Annotated in this window: 15 protein-coding genes; 7 read left to right on the top strand and 8 right to left on the bottom strand. The window is 67.6% G+C overall.

The annotated features are described in order from the left end of the window. Nucleotides 1–22 precede the first annotated feature (22 nt). On the bottom strand, nt 23–769 hold the full coding sequence (locus VAPA_RS26365) for a TerC family protein (RefSeq protein ID WP_021013041.1): 747 nt from the start codon (nt 767–769) through the stop codon (nt 23–25). A 485-nt stretch (nt 770–1,254) separates the two neighbouring features. On the opposite strand from VAPA_RS26365, the gene VAPA_RS26360 reads away from it, so the two are divergent. Both VAPA_RS26360 and VAPA_RS26355 read left to right on the top strand, forming a co-directional pair. Beyond that, on the top strand, nt 1,255–1,719 hold the full coding sequence (locus tag VAPA_RS26360) for a DUF3717 domain-containing protein (protein ID WP_021013040.1): 465 nt from the start codon (nt 1,255–1,257) through the stop codon (nt 1,717–1,719). A gap of 13 nt (nt 1,720–1,732) precedes the next feature. Then, on the top strand, nt 1,733–2,038 hold the full coding sequence (locus VAPA_RS26355) for a putative signal transducing protein (RefSeq protein WP_021013039.1): 306 nt from the start codon (nt 1,733–1,735) through the stop codon (nt 2,036–2,038). A gap of 2 nt (nt 2,039–2,040) precedes the next feature. Here the strand turns inward: VAPA_RS26355 and VAPA_RS26350 are convergent, their stop codons facing one another. The 4 genes from VAPA_RS26350 to purB all read right to left on the bottom strand — a co-directional run bounded on the left by VAPA_RS26350 (nt 2,041) and on the right by purB (nt 7,508). Continuing rightward, on the bottom strand, nt 2,041–2,601 hold the full coding sequence (locus tag VAPA_RS26350) for a YaeQ family protein (RefSeq protein ID WP_021013038.1): 561 nt from the start codon (nt 2,599–2,601) through the stop codon (nt 2,041–2,043). Nucleotides 2,602–2,635: 34 nt separating this feature from the next. Next, on the bottom strand, nt 2,636–4,774 hold the full coding sequence (locus tag VAPA_RS26345; protein WP_051255410.1) for a TonB-dependent receptor family protein: 2,139 nt from the start codon (nt 4,772–4,774) through the stop codon (nt 2,636–2,638). A gap of 85 nt (nt 4,775–4,859) precedes the next feature. Next, nucleotides 4,860–5,993, bottom strand: coding sequence for a PepSY-associated TM helix domain-containing protein (locus VAPA_RS26340; RefSeq protein ID WP_021013036.1), 1,134 nt, complete (start codon nt 5,991–5,993; stop codon nt 4,860–4,862). A gap of 135 nt (nt 5,994–6,128) precedes the next feature. Then, a complete protein-coding gene (purB, locus tag VAPA_RS26335) occupies nt 6,129–7,508 on the bottom strand; it encodes an adenylosuccinate lyase (protein ID WP_021013035.1) in 1,380 nt (459 codons plus the stop codon). A 121-nt stretch (nt 7,509–7,629) separates the two neighbouring features. Between purB and VAPA_RS26330 the strand changes: the two genes are divergently transcribed. Next, entirely contained in the window at nt 7,630–8,241 is a 612-nt protein-coding gene (locus tag VAPA_RS26330; protein ID WP_021013034.1) for a glutathione S-transferase N-terminal domain-containing protein, read from the top strand. Between the two features lie 289 nt (nt 8,242–8,530). Here the strand turns inward: VAPA_RS26330 and VAPA_RS26325 are convergent, their stop codons facing one another. Next, a complete protein-coding gene (locus VAPA_RS26325) occupies nt 8,531–9,160 on the bottom strand; it encodes a glutathione peroxidase (RefSeq protein WP_021013033.1) in 630 nt (209 codons plus the stop codon). A 128-nt stretch (nt 9,161–9,288) separates the two neighbouring features. Between VAPA_RS26325 and VAPA_RS26320 the strand changes: the two genes are divergently transcribed. From VAPA_RS26320 to VAPA_RS26305, 4 genes are all read left to right on the top strand, one after another. Beyond that, the gene (locus VAPA_RS26320; RefSeq protein WP_021013032.1) at nt 9,289–10,146 is read left to right on the top strand and encodes a ferritin family protein; all 858 of its coding nucleotides are present in this window, start codon (nt 9,289–9,291) and stop codon (nt 10,144–10,146) included. A gap of 43 nt (nt 10,147–10,189) precedes the next feature. Then, nucleotides 10,190–11,071: an RNA polymerase sigma-70 factor gene (locus VAPA_RS26315; RefSeq protein WP_021013031.1), complete on the top strand. Its 882-nt coding sequence runs from the start codon at nt 10,190–10,192 to the stop codon at nt 11,069–11,071. Between the two features lie 89 nt (nt 11,072–11,160). Beyond that, nucleotides 11,161–11,625 carry a carboxymuconolactone decarboxylase family protein gene (locus VAPA_RS26310; RefSeq protein WP_021013030.1) on the top strand — a complete coding sequence of 155 codons (465 nt, stop codon included), beginning with the start codon at nt 11,161–11,163 and terminating at the stop codon, nt 11,623–11,625. Between the two features lie 331 nt (nt 11,626–11,956). Further along, complete coding sequence (locus VAPA_RS26305) at nt 11,957–13,087, top strand: HipA domain-containing protein (RefSeq protein WP_196232532.1); 1,131 nt, start codon at nt 11,957–11,959, stop codon at nt 13,085–13,087. A 12-nt stretch (nt 13,088–13,099) separates the two neighbouring features. Here the strand turns inward: VAPA_RS26305 and VAPA_RS26300 are convergent, their stop codons facing one another. After that, complete coding sequence (locus tag VAPA_RS26300) at nt 13,100–14,233, bottom strand: septal ring lytic transglycosylase RlpA family protein (RefSeq protein WP_041946259.1); 1,134 nt, start codon at nt 14,231–14,233, stop codon at nt 13,100–13,102. Further along, nucleotides 14,226–17,021 carry a bifunctional [glutamate--ammonia ligase]-adenylyl-L-tyrosine phosphorylase/[glutamate--ammonia-ligase] adenylyltransferase gene (gene glnE / locus VAPA_RS26295; protein WP_021013027.1) on the bottom strand — a complete coding sequence of 932 codons (2,796 nt, stop codon included), beginning with the start codon at nt 17,019–17,021 and terminating at the stop codon, nt 14,226–14,228. Before glnE ends, VAPA_RS26300 begins: the two co-directional genes overlap by 8 nt.

The raw sequence follows: 17,021 nt of genomic DNA, 5'->3' as shown, positions 1-17,021 counted from the left end.
GCTGATCCCCTGCTGGCGGCCATCAGCTCGACGTTGCGGCTTCTGCCGGCTTGTGGCGGGCCTGGCGCACGGCCACCCACTTGCCGACGGCCAGCACCAGCAGCGCGCCGGCAATGCCCGCGGCGTACCTGATGGTGTCGGTCTGCGGCAGCTTCGGCACCCAGGTCCAGGCTGCGGTGTTCGCCAGTGCGGGGTCGGACACCGCCATGGTGCCGGCAATCCAGCCCAGCAGCATGCCGCCGAGCGTGATGATGACCGGGAAGCGGTCCATCAGCTTGATGACCAGCTGGCTGCCCCAGACGATGATCGGGATGCTCACCAGGAGGCCGAAGATCACCAGCGGCATCTGGTGGGCCTGGCCGGCACCCTGCGCGGCACCGGCAATGGCAATCACGTTGTCCACGCTCATCACCAGGTCGGCCACGATCACGGTCTTGACCGCGCCCCACAGCTTGTCGCTGCTCTGGATGTTGCCGTGCGCGTCGTCATGGTCGGGCGCCAGCAGCTTGATGCCGATCCACACCAGCAGCGCGGCCCCGACCAGCTTGAGGAACGGAATGGCCAGCAGCGTGAGCGCGAAGAAGATCAATATCACCCGCAGCACGATGGCACCGGCCGTGCCCCACAGGATGCCCTTGGTGCGCTGCGCGGGCGGCAGCTTGCGGCAGGCCAGGGCAATGACGACGGCGTTGTCGCCACCGAGCAGGATGTCGATCATGATGATCTGACCGACCGCGACCCAGAATTCCGGGGTCATGAACTGTTCCATAGATTCCTCTTGTCTTCGCGCGGTCCGTCCATCCTGGGCTGGATGGCGCCGGTCCGGCGCATGCGTTGCATTTCGATCCATCCCGTGCGGGAATGGCCGAAGCGATGGCGAAGACCGGGCGATGACCGGGGATTCAGGAACGCTTCGACCAAACCTGCGCAGGTTCAAATCGAAGGTCTTGCTCGACAGCGCGCGCCCTGAGGGCACGTGTTGTCCGGCAGGCCGGAAGTGTTGTGCTTCGTATTGACGACCTGTCGATTGCCGCCGTGGTGCACGGCGGTTGGGAGCTACTCCCCTTCGTGAGCGGAATTAGAGCATCGAGACCCTGTTCTGGCAACCTCAAAATTTTTCGGCTTCAAAAAGAATGCTCTCGAAAGCCTTGTGATTACTGGTGCTGTCGCTACGTGTTTTGTAGCGCATATAACCTTCGACTGACGCGGGACATTGCCGGACTATGATCGCCGCTCGCTGTTTTTTCTCTCTTCATGGCCGCCATTCACATCACCGACATCGAGGCCGCCATCAACCATTGGCGCGAGAAGAGTCCTTCGCCCGACGGCATCACGCTGGCGCCGGAATTGCGCGCGCTCGCCGAGGTCTACGCGCTGATGGTGTTCCACCACGAGGACGAGGTCGACGAGTTCGGCTTCCCCGAAAAGGCCTGGGCCGCCTGGCTCGACTGGTACCACGGCACGCCCGACACCCCCTGCATCGCGATCTGCTCCACCAGCCAGGGCGACGACCTGTGCAAGGGCTGCGGCCGCAGCTTCGACGAGGTGCAGCACTGGCCCGCCATGACGCCGGCCGAAAAGCGCGTGACCTGGCGCCGCATCACCATGGAAGACTCGGCCTGGCGCTTCAACAAGTACGCGGAGCGTGCGCGCGAGGCCGAGCCCCCGCAATGGCCCGATGATCCCGCCGAGCCTCTCGGCCCCGACGACACCCCCTGAAAGAGGCCACCCCATGCGCCGCCTCGCCCAGGCACCGAACCTCGCGATCGCGGCCCTGTGGGTGCATGCGCTGCGGGAAGAGGGCGTGGAGGCGACGGTGCAGCGCGAATACCTGGGCGCCGTCATGGGCCAGCTGCCGCCCGACCAGTGCCTGCCCGAAATCTGGATCGACGACGAAGCGCAGTTCGAGCGCGCGCAGCAGGTGCTGCATGCGGCGCAGCATCGGCCGCAGCGCAACTGGCAATGCATCTGCGGCGAGCGCATCGAAGGCGGCTTCGAGCAGTGCTGGCACTGCGGCGCGCTGATGCCGGCGGTCTAGGGCTACTTCCAGCGCAAGAGCTCCACGTCGATGCTGTTCACGCCGTCGCCCAGCGTCAGCGTGTTCTCCTGGATCGTCGCCTGCAGCTGCATGCTGCGCTGCGCCAGCGCGGCCAGCGCCTGGGAGGCCTCCGTCGGCACCCGGTAGACCTGCAGGTTCTGCGGCCGCGTGAGCTTGTTCTCGATGCCGCGCCACCAGATCTCGGCGGCGTGGTTGAAGCAGTAGACGATCACCTCGTCCGCCTTGCCGCAGGCCTTGATGATGGGCTTGTCCTCGGGCTGGCCGACCTCGATCCAGAGCTTGGTTTCGCCCGTGAAGTCGCGCAGCCAGACATCGGGCTCGTCCACGTTCGACAGGCCGGCGCCGAAGGCCAGCGTGCCGTCGCCGTTGCACACGTCCTGCAGCTTGTGCGCGTTGAGCGCGAGCGCGACGAGCCGGATCATCATCCGCTCGTCGGTCTCGCTCGGATGGCGCGCCAGGGTCAGCGCATGGTCGGCGTAGTAGCCGTGGTCGATGTCGGCCACCGCGAGGGCGGCCTTGAAGATGGTGGATTTGAGGGCCATGGGTGCGCGAGTGTATGCGCCCCCACGGGCCGCGTCAGAACGCCACCGAGGCCTGCAGGTACAGCGTGCGCGGCGGGCCCACGTACTTGCCGCCGTTGTTGTCGACCGAGCGGTTGTAGTAGCGGCGGTCGAACAGGTTCTTGATGCCCACGGCCAGCTTCAGGTTGCTCATCGAGGGGCCGAAGTCGTAGCCGGCGCGCAGGTTCATGGTGGCGTAGCCCGGAATGTTGCCGAGCCGGCCGGTCGCGTCTTCCATCGTGACGTAGTTCGCGCCGTCGTCGGGCGAGCCCGGCGAGCGCTGCTTCGACTGCGCGTACACGTCGGCATTGAAGGTCCACGGCCCGCGCTCGTAGCGCGCGCCGAGCGTGGCCACCTGGCGCGAGTAGAAGGGCAGGTCGCGGCCGGCAAAGGCCCCGGCCTTGGCGATGGCCTGCGTGTAGGTGTAGGTCGCGGACACCGACAGGCCCTTGAGCGAATCGCTCAGGCTGCCGAGCTGGTAGCGCAGGGCCGACTCCAGGCCGCGGTGCCGCGTGGCGCCCAGGTCGGTCCACTGGCCGACGTCGCCGGTGATGGAGCGGGCCAGCTGCAGTTCCTTGTCGAAGTTGATGTTGAACAGCGTCAGCTCGCCGCTCCAGGCCTCGCCTTTGTAGTGCGTGCCGATCTCGTAGGTCTTGGCCTTCTCGGGGTGCAGGCCGCTGGTGGACTGCGCGAGCTGCGCGTACTGCTGCGGCCCGAACGACACGCCGGCGTTCGCGAACACCGACCAGCGCTCGGTCATGCGGTAGAGCACCGACAGCGTCGGCAGCACCTCGTTGGAATCGATCTTCGGATAGTTCGCGCCGGTGACCCGTCCGTTCGACAGGGTGAAGACGTCGTTGTGCGAGCGGATCGATTCGTAGCGCACGCCGGGCGTGACCGTCCAGTTGCCGAAGTCGATGCGGTCGTCGATGTAGACGGCGTGGGCAGTGGTGCCGCCCTTGCTGGATTGGTACGCGGGCTGGGCGAGGGCATAGGCGTCGAAGCCCGGGCTCGGCCGATAGTAGGCGCTGCGCGTCGCCACCTCGGAGGCCTCTTCCTTGAGGTAGCGCGCCCCGACGCTGATTTCCTGCACCACGCTGCCGGAGTCGATCAGGCGCGAGTAGCGCGGCTCGAAGGCGTAGGTCTTGTAGTTGCGCGGCGCGGTGGTCAGTCGCCGCTTGCCGGCATTGGCGCCGGTGCCTTCCTGTTCGAGGTAGCTGCTGCGGTAGGAATCCGTGTAGTAGCTCAGCATCTCGAACTTGTTCACGCCGTCGTCGTGCGTGTACTTGATCGAGCCGTCGGTGCGGCGCCCGGTGAATTCGTCGAACGGGCGGTCCGACTGGAACGGGGTGGCCGCGAACTGCGCGGTGGTCAGCCCGCCCGGCATGCGGCCCTTGCCCTCGAAGTGATGCAGCGTCACCGCGATGTCGTCGGTCTTCGACAGGCGGTAGGCGCCCTTGAGCATCAGGTCGTCGATGCTCGCGTGGTCGTTGCTCTGGCGAAAGCCGTCGCCGTGCGTGCCCGAATAGAGCAGCGCCAGACCGAGGCCGTTCTCGTTGGTGCCGCCGATGAACAGGGTGGGCGAGGTCTTGGTGCCGCCGCCGTGGCCCGCGCTCTCGACGCCCACGCCCACTTCGCCCGCGAACTGCTTCGGAATCGAGCGCGTCACGAAGTTGATGATGCCGCCCACGTTCTGCGGGCCGTAGCGCACGGAGCCCGCGCCGCGCACCACGTCGACCGCCTCCAGGCTGCCGAGCGACAACGGCGCCAGCGACAGCTGCGGCTGGCCGTAGGGCGCATAGGCCAGCGGCACGCCGTCCAGCAGGATGGTCGAGCGCGGCGACAGCCGCGAGGTGAGGCCGCGCACGCCCACGTTGAGCGAGATGTCGCTGCCGCCGGTGCCGTTGCTCTCCTGCACCTGCACGCCGGGAACCTGGCGCAGCGCCTCGCGCACGCTGGTGGCGCCGCTTTCCTGGATCTGCGTGCGCTCGATGATGCTGCGCGCGCCCGGGTGCTCGAGCACCTTGGTCTCGCTGGGCGTGCCGAGCCAGTCGCCCGTGACGGTCACCGCCTCCAGCGACTTCGCGCCGGATGCGGAGCCGGCCGGCTCGGCTTCGGCCGCCAGGCTCTGGAAACTGATGGGGAACAGCGCCATGACCAGGGCGGCGCATTTCTTTTGCTTGAACAAGGGTTCGTTCTCCTCGGATATCAAAAATCGATCGGTCGCCGCAACGTCCCGTTCAGGACGTCGTGCGCTTGTTGTCGTTGGAAGGGGCGATGCCGCGCGCCGCGGCGGCCACCGCGCGCCGCCGCCACCAGAGCCAGATGCCGCTCAGGCCCAGCCCGCCGAGCGCCAGGCCGAGCAGCGCCGTGACCGCCTGGTGCACCGGCCCGCCCAGCACGCCGGTGTGCAGCGGATAGATCACCACCACCGCGCCGTTGCCGGCGTCGAGCTCCTGCCAGCGGCGCACCGCCAGCACCTCGCCGGTCAGCGGATGCAGCCACACCGAGCTGATGCCGTTCGGATGCGGATCGTCGGCCAGCCGGAAGCGCACGCGCATCGGGCGGTTCGGCTTGGCCGGCACCTGCACATAGCCGATCGGCTGGCCCGGGAACACGCTCTTGGCGCGGGCGACGAGTTCATCGAGCGAAAGCCGGGCGCCGCTGGCCGTTCCCTTGGGAACCGTGGGCGGCTTGAGCGGCTCCTGGCCCATGGCGGCGGAAATGAAGTTGCCCAGGGGCCGCCACGCCATGTAGGCGCCGGTGAAAACCGACACTGCAATCAGCAGCCCGAGCACCGCGCCGCCGGTGCGGTGCAGGTCGAACAGCCCGCGCAGCAGGCCGCGGTTCAGCACGATGCGCAGCGAAGGCGGCCAGCGCGCGGGCCACCAGAGCACCACGCCGGTGATCAGCAGGAACAGATAGGCCAGCGCCACGAAGGCCAGGATGCCCTTGCCGGTGTCCTCCAGCAGCAGGCTGCTGTGCAGCTCGAAAAGCAGGTTGTAGGCGCCTTCGTGCGAGCCGCGGCGGCCTTGCTCCGCGCCGGTCGCGGGGTCGAGGTAGAGCGTGCCTTCCCAGGGGCCGCGCACCAGCACCCAGAGCGTCTCGCCGGGGTTGCGCGGCGGGCGCAGCGTGAAGCTGGTGTCGGGGCCGAACTCGGCCAGGATGCGCTGGCGCAGCGGCTCGAGCGGCAGTGCGGGCGCATCGCCAGCGCTTTGCGCCGCGAAGAAGGCGGGGTGCGCGTAGCGGTCGACCGGCAAGGCCACGACCAGCATTGCGCTAAGCAGTGCCGTCAGGGCCAGGACCGGGCCGAGCGTCAGGCCTGTCCAGCGGTGGATCTTGAGCCAGAGGCGTCTCAGGGGGGCGCGCAGCATGAACAACAGGGGCTTCGACAAAGCCCCGTCTGGGTTGTTGGCTGGCGCGCCGCATGCGGCGCGTTGGCTGGATGGGTGGGTGACACGAAGCAAACAGCCGCCCTGGGGCGGCTGGTGCATCGACGTGCGGGAACGCTAGATTCTACTGGCGAGCTCCGCCGCCTTGCCGGTGTAGCTGGCCGGCGTCATGGCAAGCAGCCGTTCCTTTTCTGCCTCTGGAATGTCGAGCGAGCGGATCAGCCCGTGCAGCGCCTCGGCCGTCACCGTCTTGCCGCGCGTCACTTCCTTGAGCTGCTCGTAGGCGCCCTGCACGCCGAAGCGGCGCATCACCGTCTGGATCGGCTCGGCCAGCACTTCCCAAGACGCGTCGAGGTCTTCGGCCAGCGCTTCTTCGTTGAGCTCCAGCTTGCCCAGGCCCGTGGCCAGGCTCGCGTAGGCCAGGGTGGCATAGCCGAAGGCCACGCCGATGTTGCGCAGCACCGTGCTGTCGGTGAGGTCGCGCTGCCAGCGGCTGATCGGCAGCTTCTCGCTCAGGTGGCGCAGCACCGCGTTGGCCAGGCCCAGGTTGCCCTCGGCATTCTCGAAATCGATCGGGTTGACCTTGTGCGGCATCGTCGAGGAGCCGATCTCGCCCTTCTTGAGCCGCTGCTTGAAGTAGCCCAGGCTCACGTAGCCCCAGATGTCGCGCGAGAAGTCGATCAGGATGGTGTTGGTGCGCGCCACCGCGTCGAACAGCTCGGCCATGTAGTCGTGCGGCTCGATCTGGATGCTGTAGGGCTGGAAGCTCAGGCCCAGGCCGAGCGGCGCCGGCGTTTCGATCACCTTGCGGCTGAACGCCTCCCAGTCGAAATCGGGCCAGGCCGCGAGATGGGCGTTGTAGTTGCCCACGGCGCCGTTCATCTTGCCGAGCAGCTGCACCGAGGCAATTTGCGCGCGCGCCTTCGAGAGCCGCACCGCCACGTTGGCGATTTCCTTGCCCACGGTGGTGGGGCTGGCGGTCTGGCCATGCGTGCGCGACAGCATCGAGACGCCGGCGAACTGGTGCGCCATTTCGCGCAGCTTGGCAATCAGCCCGTCGATGGCCGGCAGCATCACCTTCTCGCGTGCGGCCTGGATCTGCAGCGCATGGCTGGTGTTGTTGATGTCTTCGCTGGTGCAGGCGAAGTGCACGAACTCGGCGGCGGCCAGCAGCTCAGGCCGGGCTTCGAACTTGGACTTGATCCAGTATTCGACCGCCTTCACGTCGTGGTTGGTGGTTTTCTCGATGTCCTTGATGGCCAGTGCATCGGCCTCCGAGAAGTGGGAAACCAGCCCCAGCAGGTACTTGCGGGCGCCGCCCGTGAGGGGCTTGAACTCGGCAAAACCGCAGTCCGACAGCGCGATGAACCACGCCACTTCGACCTGCACGCGCCGGTGCATGTAGCCCTGTTCGCTCATCAGCGGGCGCAATGCCGCGAGTTTGGCCGCATAGCGGCCATCAAGTGGGGAGAGGGCGGAAACGGTGGAGAAGCTCATTCCCCGAATTTTAGGTGGCTTGGCGCCGATGCACGTTCGCCACGGATCGGGGCCCGCTCTTTTGCCCTTCCCCTAAAATGAACATGAACAAACGTTATCAAAGCAAGGGGAGAGAGCTTTCATGAAACTGATCGGATCGGCCGCCAGCCCTTATGTGCGCAAGGTGCGCGTGGTGCTGGCCGAAAAGCGGCTCGACTACCAGTTCGTGATCGAGGACGTCTGGGCTGCCGACACCGCCATCGCGCGCTCCAACCCGCTCGGCAAGGTGCCTTGCCTCATCATGGAAGGCGGCGAGGCGATGTTCGACTCGCGCGTGATCGTCGAATACCTCGACACCCTGTCCCCCGTGGGCAAGCTGATTCCCCAGCAGGGCCGCGAGCGCGCCGAGGTCAAGACCTGGGAGGCGCTGGCCGATGGCGTCATGGACGCCGGCGTGCTCTGGCGCCTGGAGGCCACCTGGACCGGCCGCAGCGACGGCGAGCGCAGCGCCGCCTGGATCGAGCGCCAGCGCGCCAAGGTCGAAGGCGGCATCGCGGCCATGGCCAAGGGGCTGGCCGACAAGCCCTTTTGCAGCGGCATTCACCTGAGCCTCTCGGACATCGCCGTGGGCTGCGCGCTGGGCTGGCTCGGGCTGCGCTTTCCCGAGATCGACTGGCGCAGCCAGCACTCCAACCTCGCAAAGTTGTACGACAAGCTGATGCTGCGGCCCAGCTTCATCGACACCCAACCATGAAAAAAGGCGCCTCAGGCGCCTTTTTCGATTCAGGGCGCCGGTGTTGCCGCGCCCCGCCCCTGAGGGGAAATACAAAAATGCTGCGAGGCGCCCCGACGCGAAGGAGGGAGGGAGGGAGGAGGAGAAGAATCGCCTCGGGATTTCGACCAGACAAGACGCCCAGAAGACCTCGCAACATGAAAAACTGGAAGGCATTGGCTGCCCTCGCTCGGTATGAGCACAGTGTGCCAGCCCGGTTCCCCCTCCAGTGGTAAACGTTTGTGACCGTTAGTTCACATTGGCAAGGCCGTCAGCTCCCGGCCGCGAGCTGGCTCTCGATGACCTTGACGAAGGCGCTTTCGTCGGGCGCCGTCATGCTGGACCAGGCCTGCACCACCTTGCCGTCCCGCCCGATGAGGTATTTGTAGAAATTCCACTTCGGCGTGGTGCCGGAGGCCAGCGCGAGCTGCTTGAACAGCGGGTTGGCATTGGCTCCACGTACCGACGACTTCGCGAACATCGGAAACTTCACGCCGAAGGTGCTTTCGCAGAAATCTGCAATTTCCTTGTTCGAACCCGATTCCTGCGAGAAATCGTTGGACGGAAAGCCCAGGACCACCAGCCCGCGCGAGCGGTATTTGCTGTCCAGCGCCTCCAGCCCCTTGTATTGCGGGGTAAAGCCGCAGAAGCTCGCGGTATTCACGACCAGCACCACCTTGCCGGCGTACTGGCACAAGGATTGTGGTTTTTCATCCTGCAACCGCGGGAAGGTGTGTTGCAGGATGGCCGGGCAGGCCGCGGCGGCAACGCCGTCGGCAGGGAGGGCAGGGGGCGCGGAGGGCGCCTGGGCGGCCGCCGTGCCAGCGGCGAACAGGCATGCGGCCAGGGCGGCGACCGGAGCGCAGCGCCTTGGCGCCGACCATCGGACAGGGATTCGCATAGGGGGCTCCTGGGACAAAAAGGTGTGCATTTCGCGTCATAAGACCGCGCTTATCCACACATCATCGCGCGTCTGTCATGGGTGCGCCAAACGGGCCGACTAAAATCGACGGCCTTAGAAAGACTTTGATGCTTTATCCGGAACTCTTCAGACAACTCGAATCTGTCCGCTGGGACATGGACAAGGACATTCCCTGGCAGTCGTTCGATGCTTCGCTGCTGTCGGAAGAGCAGGCGCAGACCATCAAGATGAACGCCATCACCGAGTGGGCGGCGTTGCCGGCCACCGAGATGTTCCTGCGCGACAACCGCCACGATAGCGATTTTTCCGCTTTCATGTCGATCTGGTTCTTCGAGGAGCAGAAGCACTCGCTGGTGCTCATGGAGTACCTGAAGCGCTTCAGCCCCCAGCATGCGCCCACCGAGCAGGAACTGCACGAGGTGCGCTTCGACTTCGACCCGGCCCCGCCGCTCGAAACCCTGATGCTGCATTTCTGCGGCGAAATCCGCCTCAACCACTGGTACCGCCGTGCCGCCCAGTGGCACACCGAGCCGGTCATCAAGCACATCTACACCACGCTGAGCCAGGACGAGGCCCGCCACGGCGGCGCCTACCTGCGCTACATGAGGCGCGCGATGGAAAAGTTCGGCGACGAGGCGCGCGCCGCCTTCACCAAGGTCGGCGTGCTGATGGCCAGCGCGCGCCGCACCGCCCAGGCGCTGCACCCGACCAACCTGCACGTCAACAAGTCGCTGTTCCCGAACGACACCATCCAGAGCCGCATGCCCGATCCCGACTGGCTCGAGCATTGGCTCGACAAGCAGATCAAGTTCGACGCGGTCTGGGAAAGCAAGGTCGGCGAACGCATCCTGCACAACCTGAGCCTCTTGATGAACCGCAGCTTCAAGACCGTGCAGGAGCTCAACCGCTACCGCAAGGAACTGGCCGCCACGCTCGGCCCCAAGCCCGAATACCAGGGCGCATAACGGCTGTCTGTCACAAACCCGGTGGGTCGCCCGTCTTGTGAGCATGGACGACCCGACCCTCGCCTTCAACAGCCGCCGCCGCCGCCTGCAGGGCATCGCCTACCGCATGCTCGGGTCCGTCGCGGAGGCCGAGGAAGTCGTGCAGGACGCCTGGCTGCGCTGGCATGAGGCCGACAAGGCCGCCTTCGACAGCGCCGAAGCCTGGCTGGTCACCGTGGTCACGCGCCTCTCGATCGACCGGCTGCGCGCCGCGAAGGTCCAGCGCGAGCACTACATCGGCCCCTGGATGCCCGAGCCCACGCTGACCGACGGGCCGGACACCCCGGAACAATTGCTCGAGCGCGCCGACAACATCTCCGTGGCCTTCCTGGCCGTGCTCGAGCGCCTGGCGCCCGAGGCGCGCGCGGCCTTCCTGCTGCGCGAAGTGTTCGACGCCGACTACGACGAGGTGGCCCGCACGCTGGGCAAGACCGAGGCCGCATGCCGGCAGCTGGTGCACCGCGCCAAGGCGCAGGTGCAGGAGGCGCGCCCGCGTTTCCAGGTGCCGCGCGAAACCCACCAGCGCCTGCTGCGTGCTTTCGCCGATGCGGCCGCGCGCGGCAGCCTGCAGGACCTGAAGGCGCTGATGGCGGAAGACGTCGAACTCATCGGCGACGGCGGCGGCAAGGTGCAGACCTTCAGCAAGATGCTGCGCGGCAGCCAGCGCCTCGCGCAGCTCTACTTCGCGCTCTGGCGCCGCATGGGCGCCTCGGTGCGCATGGAACTGGCGGAGATCAACGGCGAGCCCGGGCTCTTGCGCTTCATCGACGGCCAGCTGGAATCGGCCCAGACCTTCGAGATCGAGGGCGAGCGCATCGTGCGCATCCGCGCGCAGCGCAACCCCGACAAGCTGGCGCGCATCGCGCAGCATTTTTCCCCGAAATAATTCGCGCGGCGTGTCACAGGGCCGATGGCTGGCCCGTCTTCAACAGGTAGCAAGCAGATTTTTCATCTCAACCACCTGGAGTACATGCCATGAGCAACACCGCCCCCCGCCTCACCTGGTTCAAGATCGCCCCCAAGGCCTTCCAGGCCATGATCGCCGTCAACGGCGCCATCGAATCGTCCAGCCTCGGCAAGGTGCTGATCGACCTCGTCTTTGCCCGTGTCTCGCAGATCAACGGCTGCGCCTACTGCCTCGACATGCATGTGCGCGACCTCCGTCAGCAGGGCGAAGACTGGCAGCGCATCAACAGCCTGGCCACCTGGCGCGAAGTGAATTTTTTCAGCGAGCGCGAGCGCGCGGCCCTCGACTGGGCCGAAATGCTGACGCGCCTGCCGGACCATCACGAAGCCCGCGACGCCGAGTTCGAAGCCCTCCAGGCGCATTTCAGCGAACTCGAAATCGTCGAACTCTCGATCGCGATTGCGCAGATCAATGCCTGGAACCGCATGGGTGTGGGCATGCGCGTGCCGGTGGCGGCGAAGGCGATGCCCTGAGGCATCGGCTCCGGTACCGGCCGCGGCTTTCGAGAGGAGGTCGCTGTAGAATGCGACGAACTATTCATTGGAAAATTCAATGAGCGCCGCATCAAGGTCGATAGAGACCGGCGAGTCCGAACGGGCGGCCCTCGTCCGACAGGTGCTAGCCCAGGGACCAAGGCCCGTCGCCGAACTGTTGGCTCGCCTCCAGGTGAGCCAGGCAACTTTCTCTCGAACTATTCAGAAATTTGGTCGCGAAGTGATTCGGTTCAGGGAGCCCGGCGTGCGCACACCGCGGTATGCGCTCGTGCGAAGCGAACCTGTCCCCTCTCCCCAGCCCGTCTTTCGAGTGGGCGAGGACGGCCGGGTCACCGAGGTGGGCACCGTCACCTTCCTGCGTGGCGGCACCTGGGCTGATCTGGGCGGACCGGACAGCCGCTTTCACGAGGGGCTGCCGCCCGCAATGGCGTTCGCGGCACCGTCCGGCTACCTTGGAGCGCGCATTGCGAGGGCCGTGGCCGCGGAGATCGGCGTGCCGTCCTCGCTTCGGGACTGGTCTGACGACCACCGTGTGAAGTTCCTGTGCTCGGTCGGTTCGGACGTGGCGGGTTCGCTGATGTGGGGTGCGAGCTCGTTCGCTGCCCACATGGCCTCGCGGCAGGTCGCGCCGATCGCGGCCGCCGATATCCCCCGGGCCTACCAGGACCTGGCGAACGCCACCAGCCAGACGGGTGCCGGCAGCAGCGCGGGCGGCGAGCAGCCCAAGTTCACCTGCGAGACTGAGGCCCGTGGGCATCTCATCGTGAAGTTTGCCCGCGCCGGAACCCGGTCTTCGGAGATGCTCATCCTGGAAGAACTGGCATTGCGTGCGCTCGACGAAGCCGGGATCGAGGCAGCGCCAGCGCGCTATTTGGAGATCGGCGGATATGGCTTCCTCGAAGTCGAGCGCTTCGACCGCGTGGGGCGGTTCGGCCGGCGGGGAATGATCTCCGCAGGCGCGATTGATGACGAGCTGTTCGGGATGCGGGACAGCTGGCCGTCGTTCGCACAGCGCTGCGAGGAGGCTGGAATGCTCGGGTCGAGCGCGGTGCGGCAAGTCCTCGTCCTGACCGCCTTTTCGGAGCTGATTGGAAATGGGGACCGCCACTTCGAGAATCTCTCGCTGATGACCGACGAGCGCGGGCGGCCCGTTGACGTGGCACCCGCCTACGACATGCTCCCCATGATGTACGCGCCTGTGGGCGGCAGCATCGAGCCGGAGTTGCGGCTCGTCAGCCCTTCGTTCCAGTCGCTGGGTGCCAGGCCCGAGGTCTGGGAGCCGGCGTTTCAGGCCGCCCACGCCTTCTGGACGAAGGCCGCCGGGGATGACCGGCTGTCCAGGGCGATGCGCAAGATCAGCGCCGGCAACGCTCGGCAGGTGGCCGAGGTGGTTGCGCCGTTGCTTCCTGCGCGCGAGGAGCCGGTCGATCGACCGCGCTGAGACCGGGCAAGACTAGCGGCGCTCGACCACCATCGGTGCGATGCGCAGGCTCTCGCGCAGCTGCGTGACGGCCTCGCCGGCCGCGCTGCGCGAGGGGAAGGGTCCGGCCTGCAGGCGGTGCGTGCCGGCTTCGCTGAACACGCGCAGCTGCGGCGCCAGCGCGGGCAGGCCGCGGGCGGCCTGGTTCTGCAGGCTCTCCGCGCCGTCGCGCTCGCGGAAGGCGCCGAGCTGGACCCAGAAGCCCGCTGCCGCGGCGGACGATGAAGCGCGCGCCGCCGCCGCCGAGACCGCGATGGGCGCCGGCGCCGGTCCCGCGGGCGGCGCCATCGGCGCAAGGTCGGTGACCACGATCGCCTGGCGCGGCGATGGGACTTCCGGCGCGGGTGCCGGCGGCGCAGCCTGCGAGACCTGCTCGGCAGGCGCCATCGGCGTCTGCGGCACGACCGGCATCGTCGAGGCCGATGGTGCAGCGTTCATCGCCACCGGCGCCACCCAGGCCGAGGGCACGGGCACCGGCGCAGCCGCCTGCGACGCCGAGGCATACGCCGTCCCCGAATCGCGCCGCCACGCGCCTGTCCGGATGTCTTCGTTCGTGATGCGCTCGATCTCCACCGGCGCCACGCCGCGCAGCAGGTCGAGCTTGAGCGCCGCCGTGTAGCTCAGGTCGATGATGCGGCCGTCGACAAAGGGCCCGCGGTCGTTCACCCGCACGATCACCTCGCGCCCGTTGGCCGGATTGCGCACCCGCACGTAGCTGGGCAGCGGCAGCGTCTTGTGCGCGGCCGTCATGGCGTACATGTCGTAGGGCTCGCCGCTCGCGGTCGATACGCTGTGGAACTTGCGGCCGTACCACGAGGCAATGCCCGATTCGCGGAACGGCCGGTCGTCGGTGATCGGCTGGTAGGCCCGGCCCAGCACCGTGTAGGGCTTGCTGGTGCCGCCGCTGTTGCGGATGGCTTCGACGCGGGGCTCGGCATCCGGCACGCGGTCCAGGTCGGACGGGATGTTCGTGCCGGGGCCGTCGCGGCCGCCCAGTGCGCCGCCGCCGCTGCGCGTGCCGCTCGCGCAGCCCGCGAGAAGGACGGCGACGGCCACCGCGCAGGCCGCCAGCGCGGGGGTGGCGAGGGAGCGGGCGCGCTCAGCCAAATACCGCCTTCCACAGCGCCAGCATGGCATCGCGCTCGGCGGCCAGTGCGGGCGGGGTGACCTGGGTCGGTTCTTCATTGAGGCGCGCGCGATGCTGCACGCGCCGCAGTTCGCGGTACGCTGCGGCGGCGTTGCGGCCGACGCCTGCAGGCAGCAGACCGGCTTCTTCCGCCCGCACCAGCAGCGCGATGTTCCCGACGTTGGGAATCAGCTCCGGATGCTCGCCCGAGGCCGACAGCACCAGGAACTGCACCGCGAACTCGGCGTCCACCATGCCGCCGGGGCTGTGCTTGACGTCGAAGCGGTCGGCCTTCACCGGCCGCGCGCCGCGCAGCTTGTTGCGCATGGCGATGATCTCGGCCTTCAGCGCCTCGCGGTCGCGCGGCGCCACCAGCACGGCCTCGCGCACCTGGTCGAAGCGCGTGCCCAGCTCGGCGCTGCCGAGCACGAAGCGCGCGCGCGTCATGGCCTGGTGTTCCCAGGTCCATGCGGTATTGCTGCCGCGCCCCAATTGGTAGCGCTCGTAGGCTTCGAAGCTGGTGGTCAGCAGGCCCGAATTGCCGTTCGGCCTCAAGGCGGTGTCGATCTCGAACAGGTCGCCCTCGCGCGTCTTCACGGTGAGCCAGTTGATCAGCTTGCGCACGTAGGCCGCGTAGACCTCGCCCGCGCGCTCGTCGTCGTCTTCGTAGACGAACACGATGTCGAGGTCGCTGCCGTAGCCCAGCTCCTTTCCACCGAGCTTGCCGTAGCCGATGATGGCGAACTGCGGCAGCTCGCGGTGCCTGTTGCGCACATGCGGCCAGCACCAATGGGCCGTCACGCGCAGCGTGGTGTCGGCCAGCGCGCTCAGGTCGTCGGCCACCTGCTCCACCGTGAGCCGGCCGTCCACGTCGCGCGCCAGCGTGCGGAACACCTCGGCATGGTGGGCGTGGCGCAGCAGGTTCAGCAGGCGCTCTTCGTCGGCCTCGCCGGTGCGGCTGAGCGAGGCGTGGCGCGCCTCGAGCTCGCGCTCGAACTCGGCCGCCATGAAGCGGCCCGACAGCATTTCGTCGCTCGCGAGCTCGTCGATCACGCCCGGGTGCTGCATCAGGTAGCGTGCCGGCCACTTCGCGGCGCCCAGCAGCCGCAGCAGCCGTTCCTGCACCGCGGGCCGCTCGACCAGCAGCGCCAGGTAGCTTTCGCGCCGCAAGAGCGGCTCGATCCAGTCGGCCCAGCGCAGCGCGGCATCCACATGGCGCGGGGTTTGTCCGGGGCCGTCGCCATCGGGCTCCTTCAGCCAGTGTCCGGTGCGCTGCACCAGCTGGCGCAGCCGTGCCCGCGTTTCCTCGCGCAGGGCCAGCACGCGGGGCTGCTCGCACCAGTTGCGGATGCGGTCGGCAAAAGCCGGCGGCAGATCGTCGAGCAGGTCGGCCAGGTCGGTGGGCGCGGCCGCCTTCTTGCCGTTGCATTTGCCGTTGCAGGGCTTTTCGCCGCCGAGCAGCTTGTCGAATTCCTGCGCCACGAACTCGCGGTGCGTGTCGAGCTGCTCGAGGAATGCGCAGCAGCCGATGTCGCCCATGGTTTGCGCGATCCAGCGCAGGTCGTCGTCGGCCACCGGCAGCACGTGGGTCTGCTGGTCGTCCAGGTACTGGATGCGGTGCTCCACGCGGCGCAGGAACTCGTAGGCCGCGGCCAGCGTGTCGGCGGTTTCCTGCGGCATCAGGCCGGCGCGCGCCAGCCGCTGCAATGCGTCGAGCGTGGGGCGGGTGCGCAGTTCGGGGAACTGCCCGCCGCGCACCACCTGGAGCAGCTGCACGGTGAATTCGATCTCGCGGATGCCCCCGCGCGAGAGCTTGACGTCGTTGGCGCGCTCGGGCCGTCCGGCGCTGCGGCGGGCCGACTGCTCGCGGATCTGCCGGTGCAGCGTGCGCAGCGAATCGAACACGCTGTAGTCCAGGTAGCGGCGGAACACGAAGGGCAGCACCGTGGCGCGCAGGCCCTGCGCGAGGCCTTCCGTGACCACGTCGCGCGGCGCGACGACCCGGCTCTTCATCCAGGCAAAGCGCTCCCACTCGCGGCCCTGCACCTGAAAATACTCTTCGAGCGCGTCGAGCGACACCACGCTGGGCCCGGAATTGCCGTTCGGCCGCAGCGCAAGGTCGACGCGGAACACGAAGCCGTGCTCGGTGATGTCGCCCACCAGCGCATAGATGCGCTTCACGGCGCGCGAGAAATATTCCTGGTTCGAGAGGCGGCCGCGGCCATCGGCATCGCCGCGGGTCTCGCCGTCCAGGTCGTACAGGTAGATCAGGTCGATGTCGCTCGACACGTTGAGCTCGCGCGCGCCGAGCTTGCCCATGCCCACCACCCAGAGCTGCGCGCGCTGCCCCTCGGGGCCCAGGGGGGCGCCGTGCACCGCGTCGAGTTCCTGGCAGGCGTCGCGGCAGGCGACGTCGAGCGCGAATTCCGCGAGCTCGGTCACGGCGGTGGTCACCACGGCCAGCGGCGCCTGGGCATCGCAATCGAGGGTTACAAGCCGTTCCATCACCAGCTGCCGCACAATGCGCAGCGCATCGCCGACGCCGTCCCCGCGTTCGCGCAATGCCTCGTAGGCCTTCGACATCGACTCGCGCCGCGGCGCGCCAGGGGAAAGCAATGCAAGCTCGGCCGCATACCTGCGGCGCAGGCGCTGGACGAAGCGCGAATAGGAAGAGAACGCGACCTCGGTCGCTTCTGTCGATGGCGTGGCTGGCAACTGGTTCACACTGGTGTGGGTTTCCGTGGAACCCCTCTGAATGCTGGCGGTCAT

Origin of the sequence: Variovorax paradoxus B4, assembly GCF_000463015.1 — a bacterium.
Lineage (GTDB): Bacteria > Pseudomonadota > Gammaproteobacteria > Burkholderiales > Burkholderiaceae_C > Variovorax > Variovorax paradoxus_E.
The sequence above is the reverse complement of the archived record's forward strand: the minus strand, read 5'-3'. Positions and strand labels throughout refer to the sequence as shown.

Coding starts and splice junctions, on each gene's coding strand:
- purB (WP_021013035.1), bottom strand. CDS start 7,508: ATGAGCTTCTCCACCGTTTCCGCCCTCTCCCCACTTGATGGCCGCTAT.
- VAPA_RS26325 (WP_021013033.1), bottom strand. CDS start 9,160: ATGCGAATCCCTGTCCGATGGTCGGCGCCAAGGCGCTGCGCTCCGGTC.
- VAPA_RS26360 (WP_021013040.1), top strand. CDS start 1,255: ATGGCCGCCATTCACATCACCGACATCGAGGCCGCCATCAACCATTGG.
- VAPA_RS26365 (WP_021013041.1), bottom strand. CDS start 769: ATGGAACAGTTCATGACCCCGGAATTCTGGGTCGCGGTCGGTCAGATC.
- VAPA_RS26345 (WP_051255410.1), bottom strand. CDS start 4,774: ATGGCGCTGTTCCCCATCAGTTTCCAGAGCCTGGCGGCCGAAGCCGAG.
- VAPA_RS26350 (WP_021013038.1), bottom strand. CDS start 2,601: ATGGCCCTCAAATCCACCATCTTCAAGGCCGCCCTCGCGGTGGCCGAC.
- VAPA_RS26340 (WP_021013036.1), bottom strand. CDS start 5,993: ATGCTGCGCGCCCCCCTGAGACGCCTCTGGCTCAAGATCCACCGCTGG.
- VAPA_RS26320 (WP_021013032.1), top strand. CDS start 9,289: ATGCTTTATCCGGAACTCTTCAGACAACTCGAATCTGTCCGCTGGGAC.
- VAPA_RS26315 (WP_021013031.1), top strand. CDS start 10,190: ATGGACGACCCGACCCTCGCCTTCAACAGCCGCCGCCGCCGCCTGCAG.
- glnE (WP_021013027.1), bottom strand. CDS start 17,021: ATGACCGCCAGCATTCAGAGGGGTTCCACGGAAACCCACACCAGTGTG.
- VAPA_RS26330 (WP_021013034.1), top strand. CDS start 7,630: ATGAAACTGATCGGATCGGCCGCCAGCCCTTATGTGCGCAAGGTGCGC.
- VAPA_RS26355 (WP_021013039.1), top strand. CDS start 1,733: ATGCGCCGCCTCGCCCAGGCACCGAACCTCGCGATCGCGGCCCTGTGG.
- VAPA_RS26310 (WP_021013030.1), top strand. CDS start 11,161: ATGAGCAACACCGCCCCCCGCCTCACCTGGTTCAAGATCGCCCCCAAG.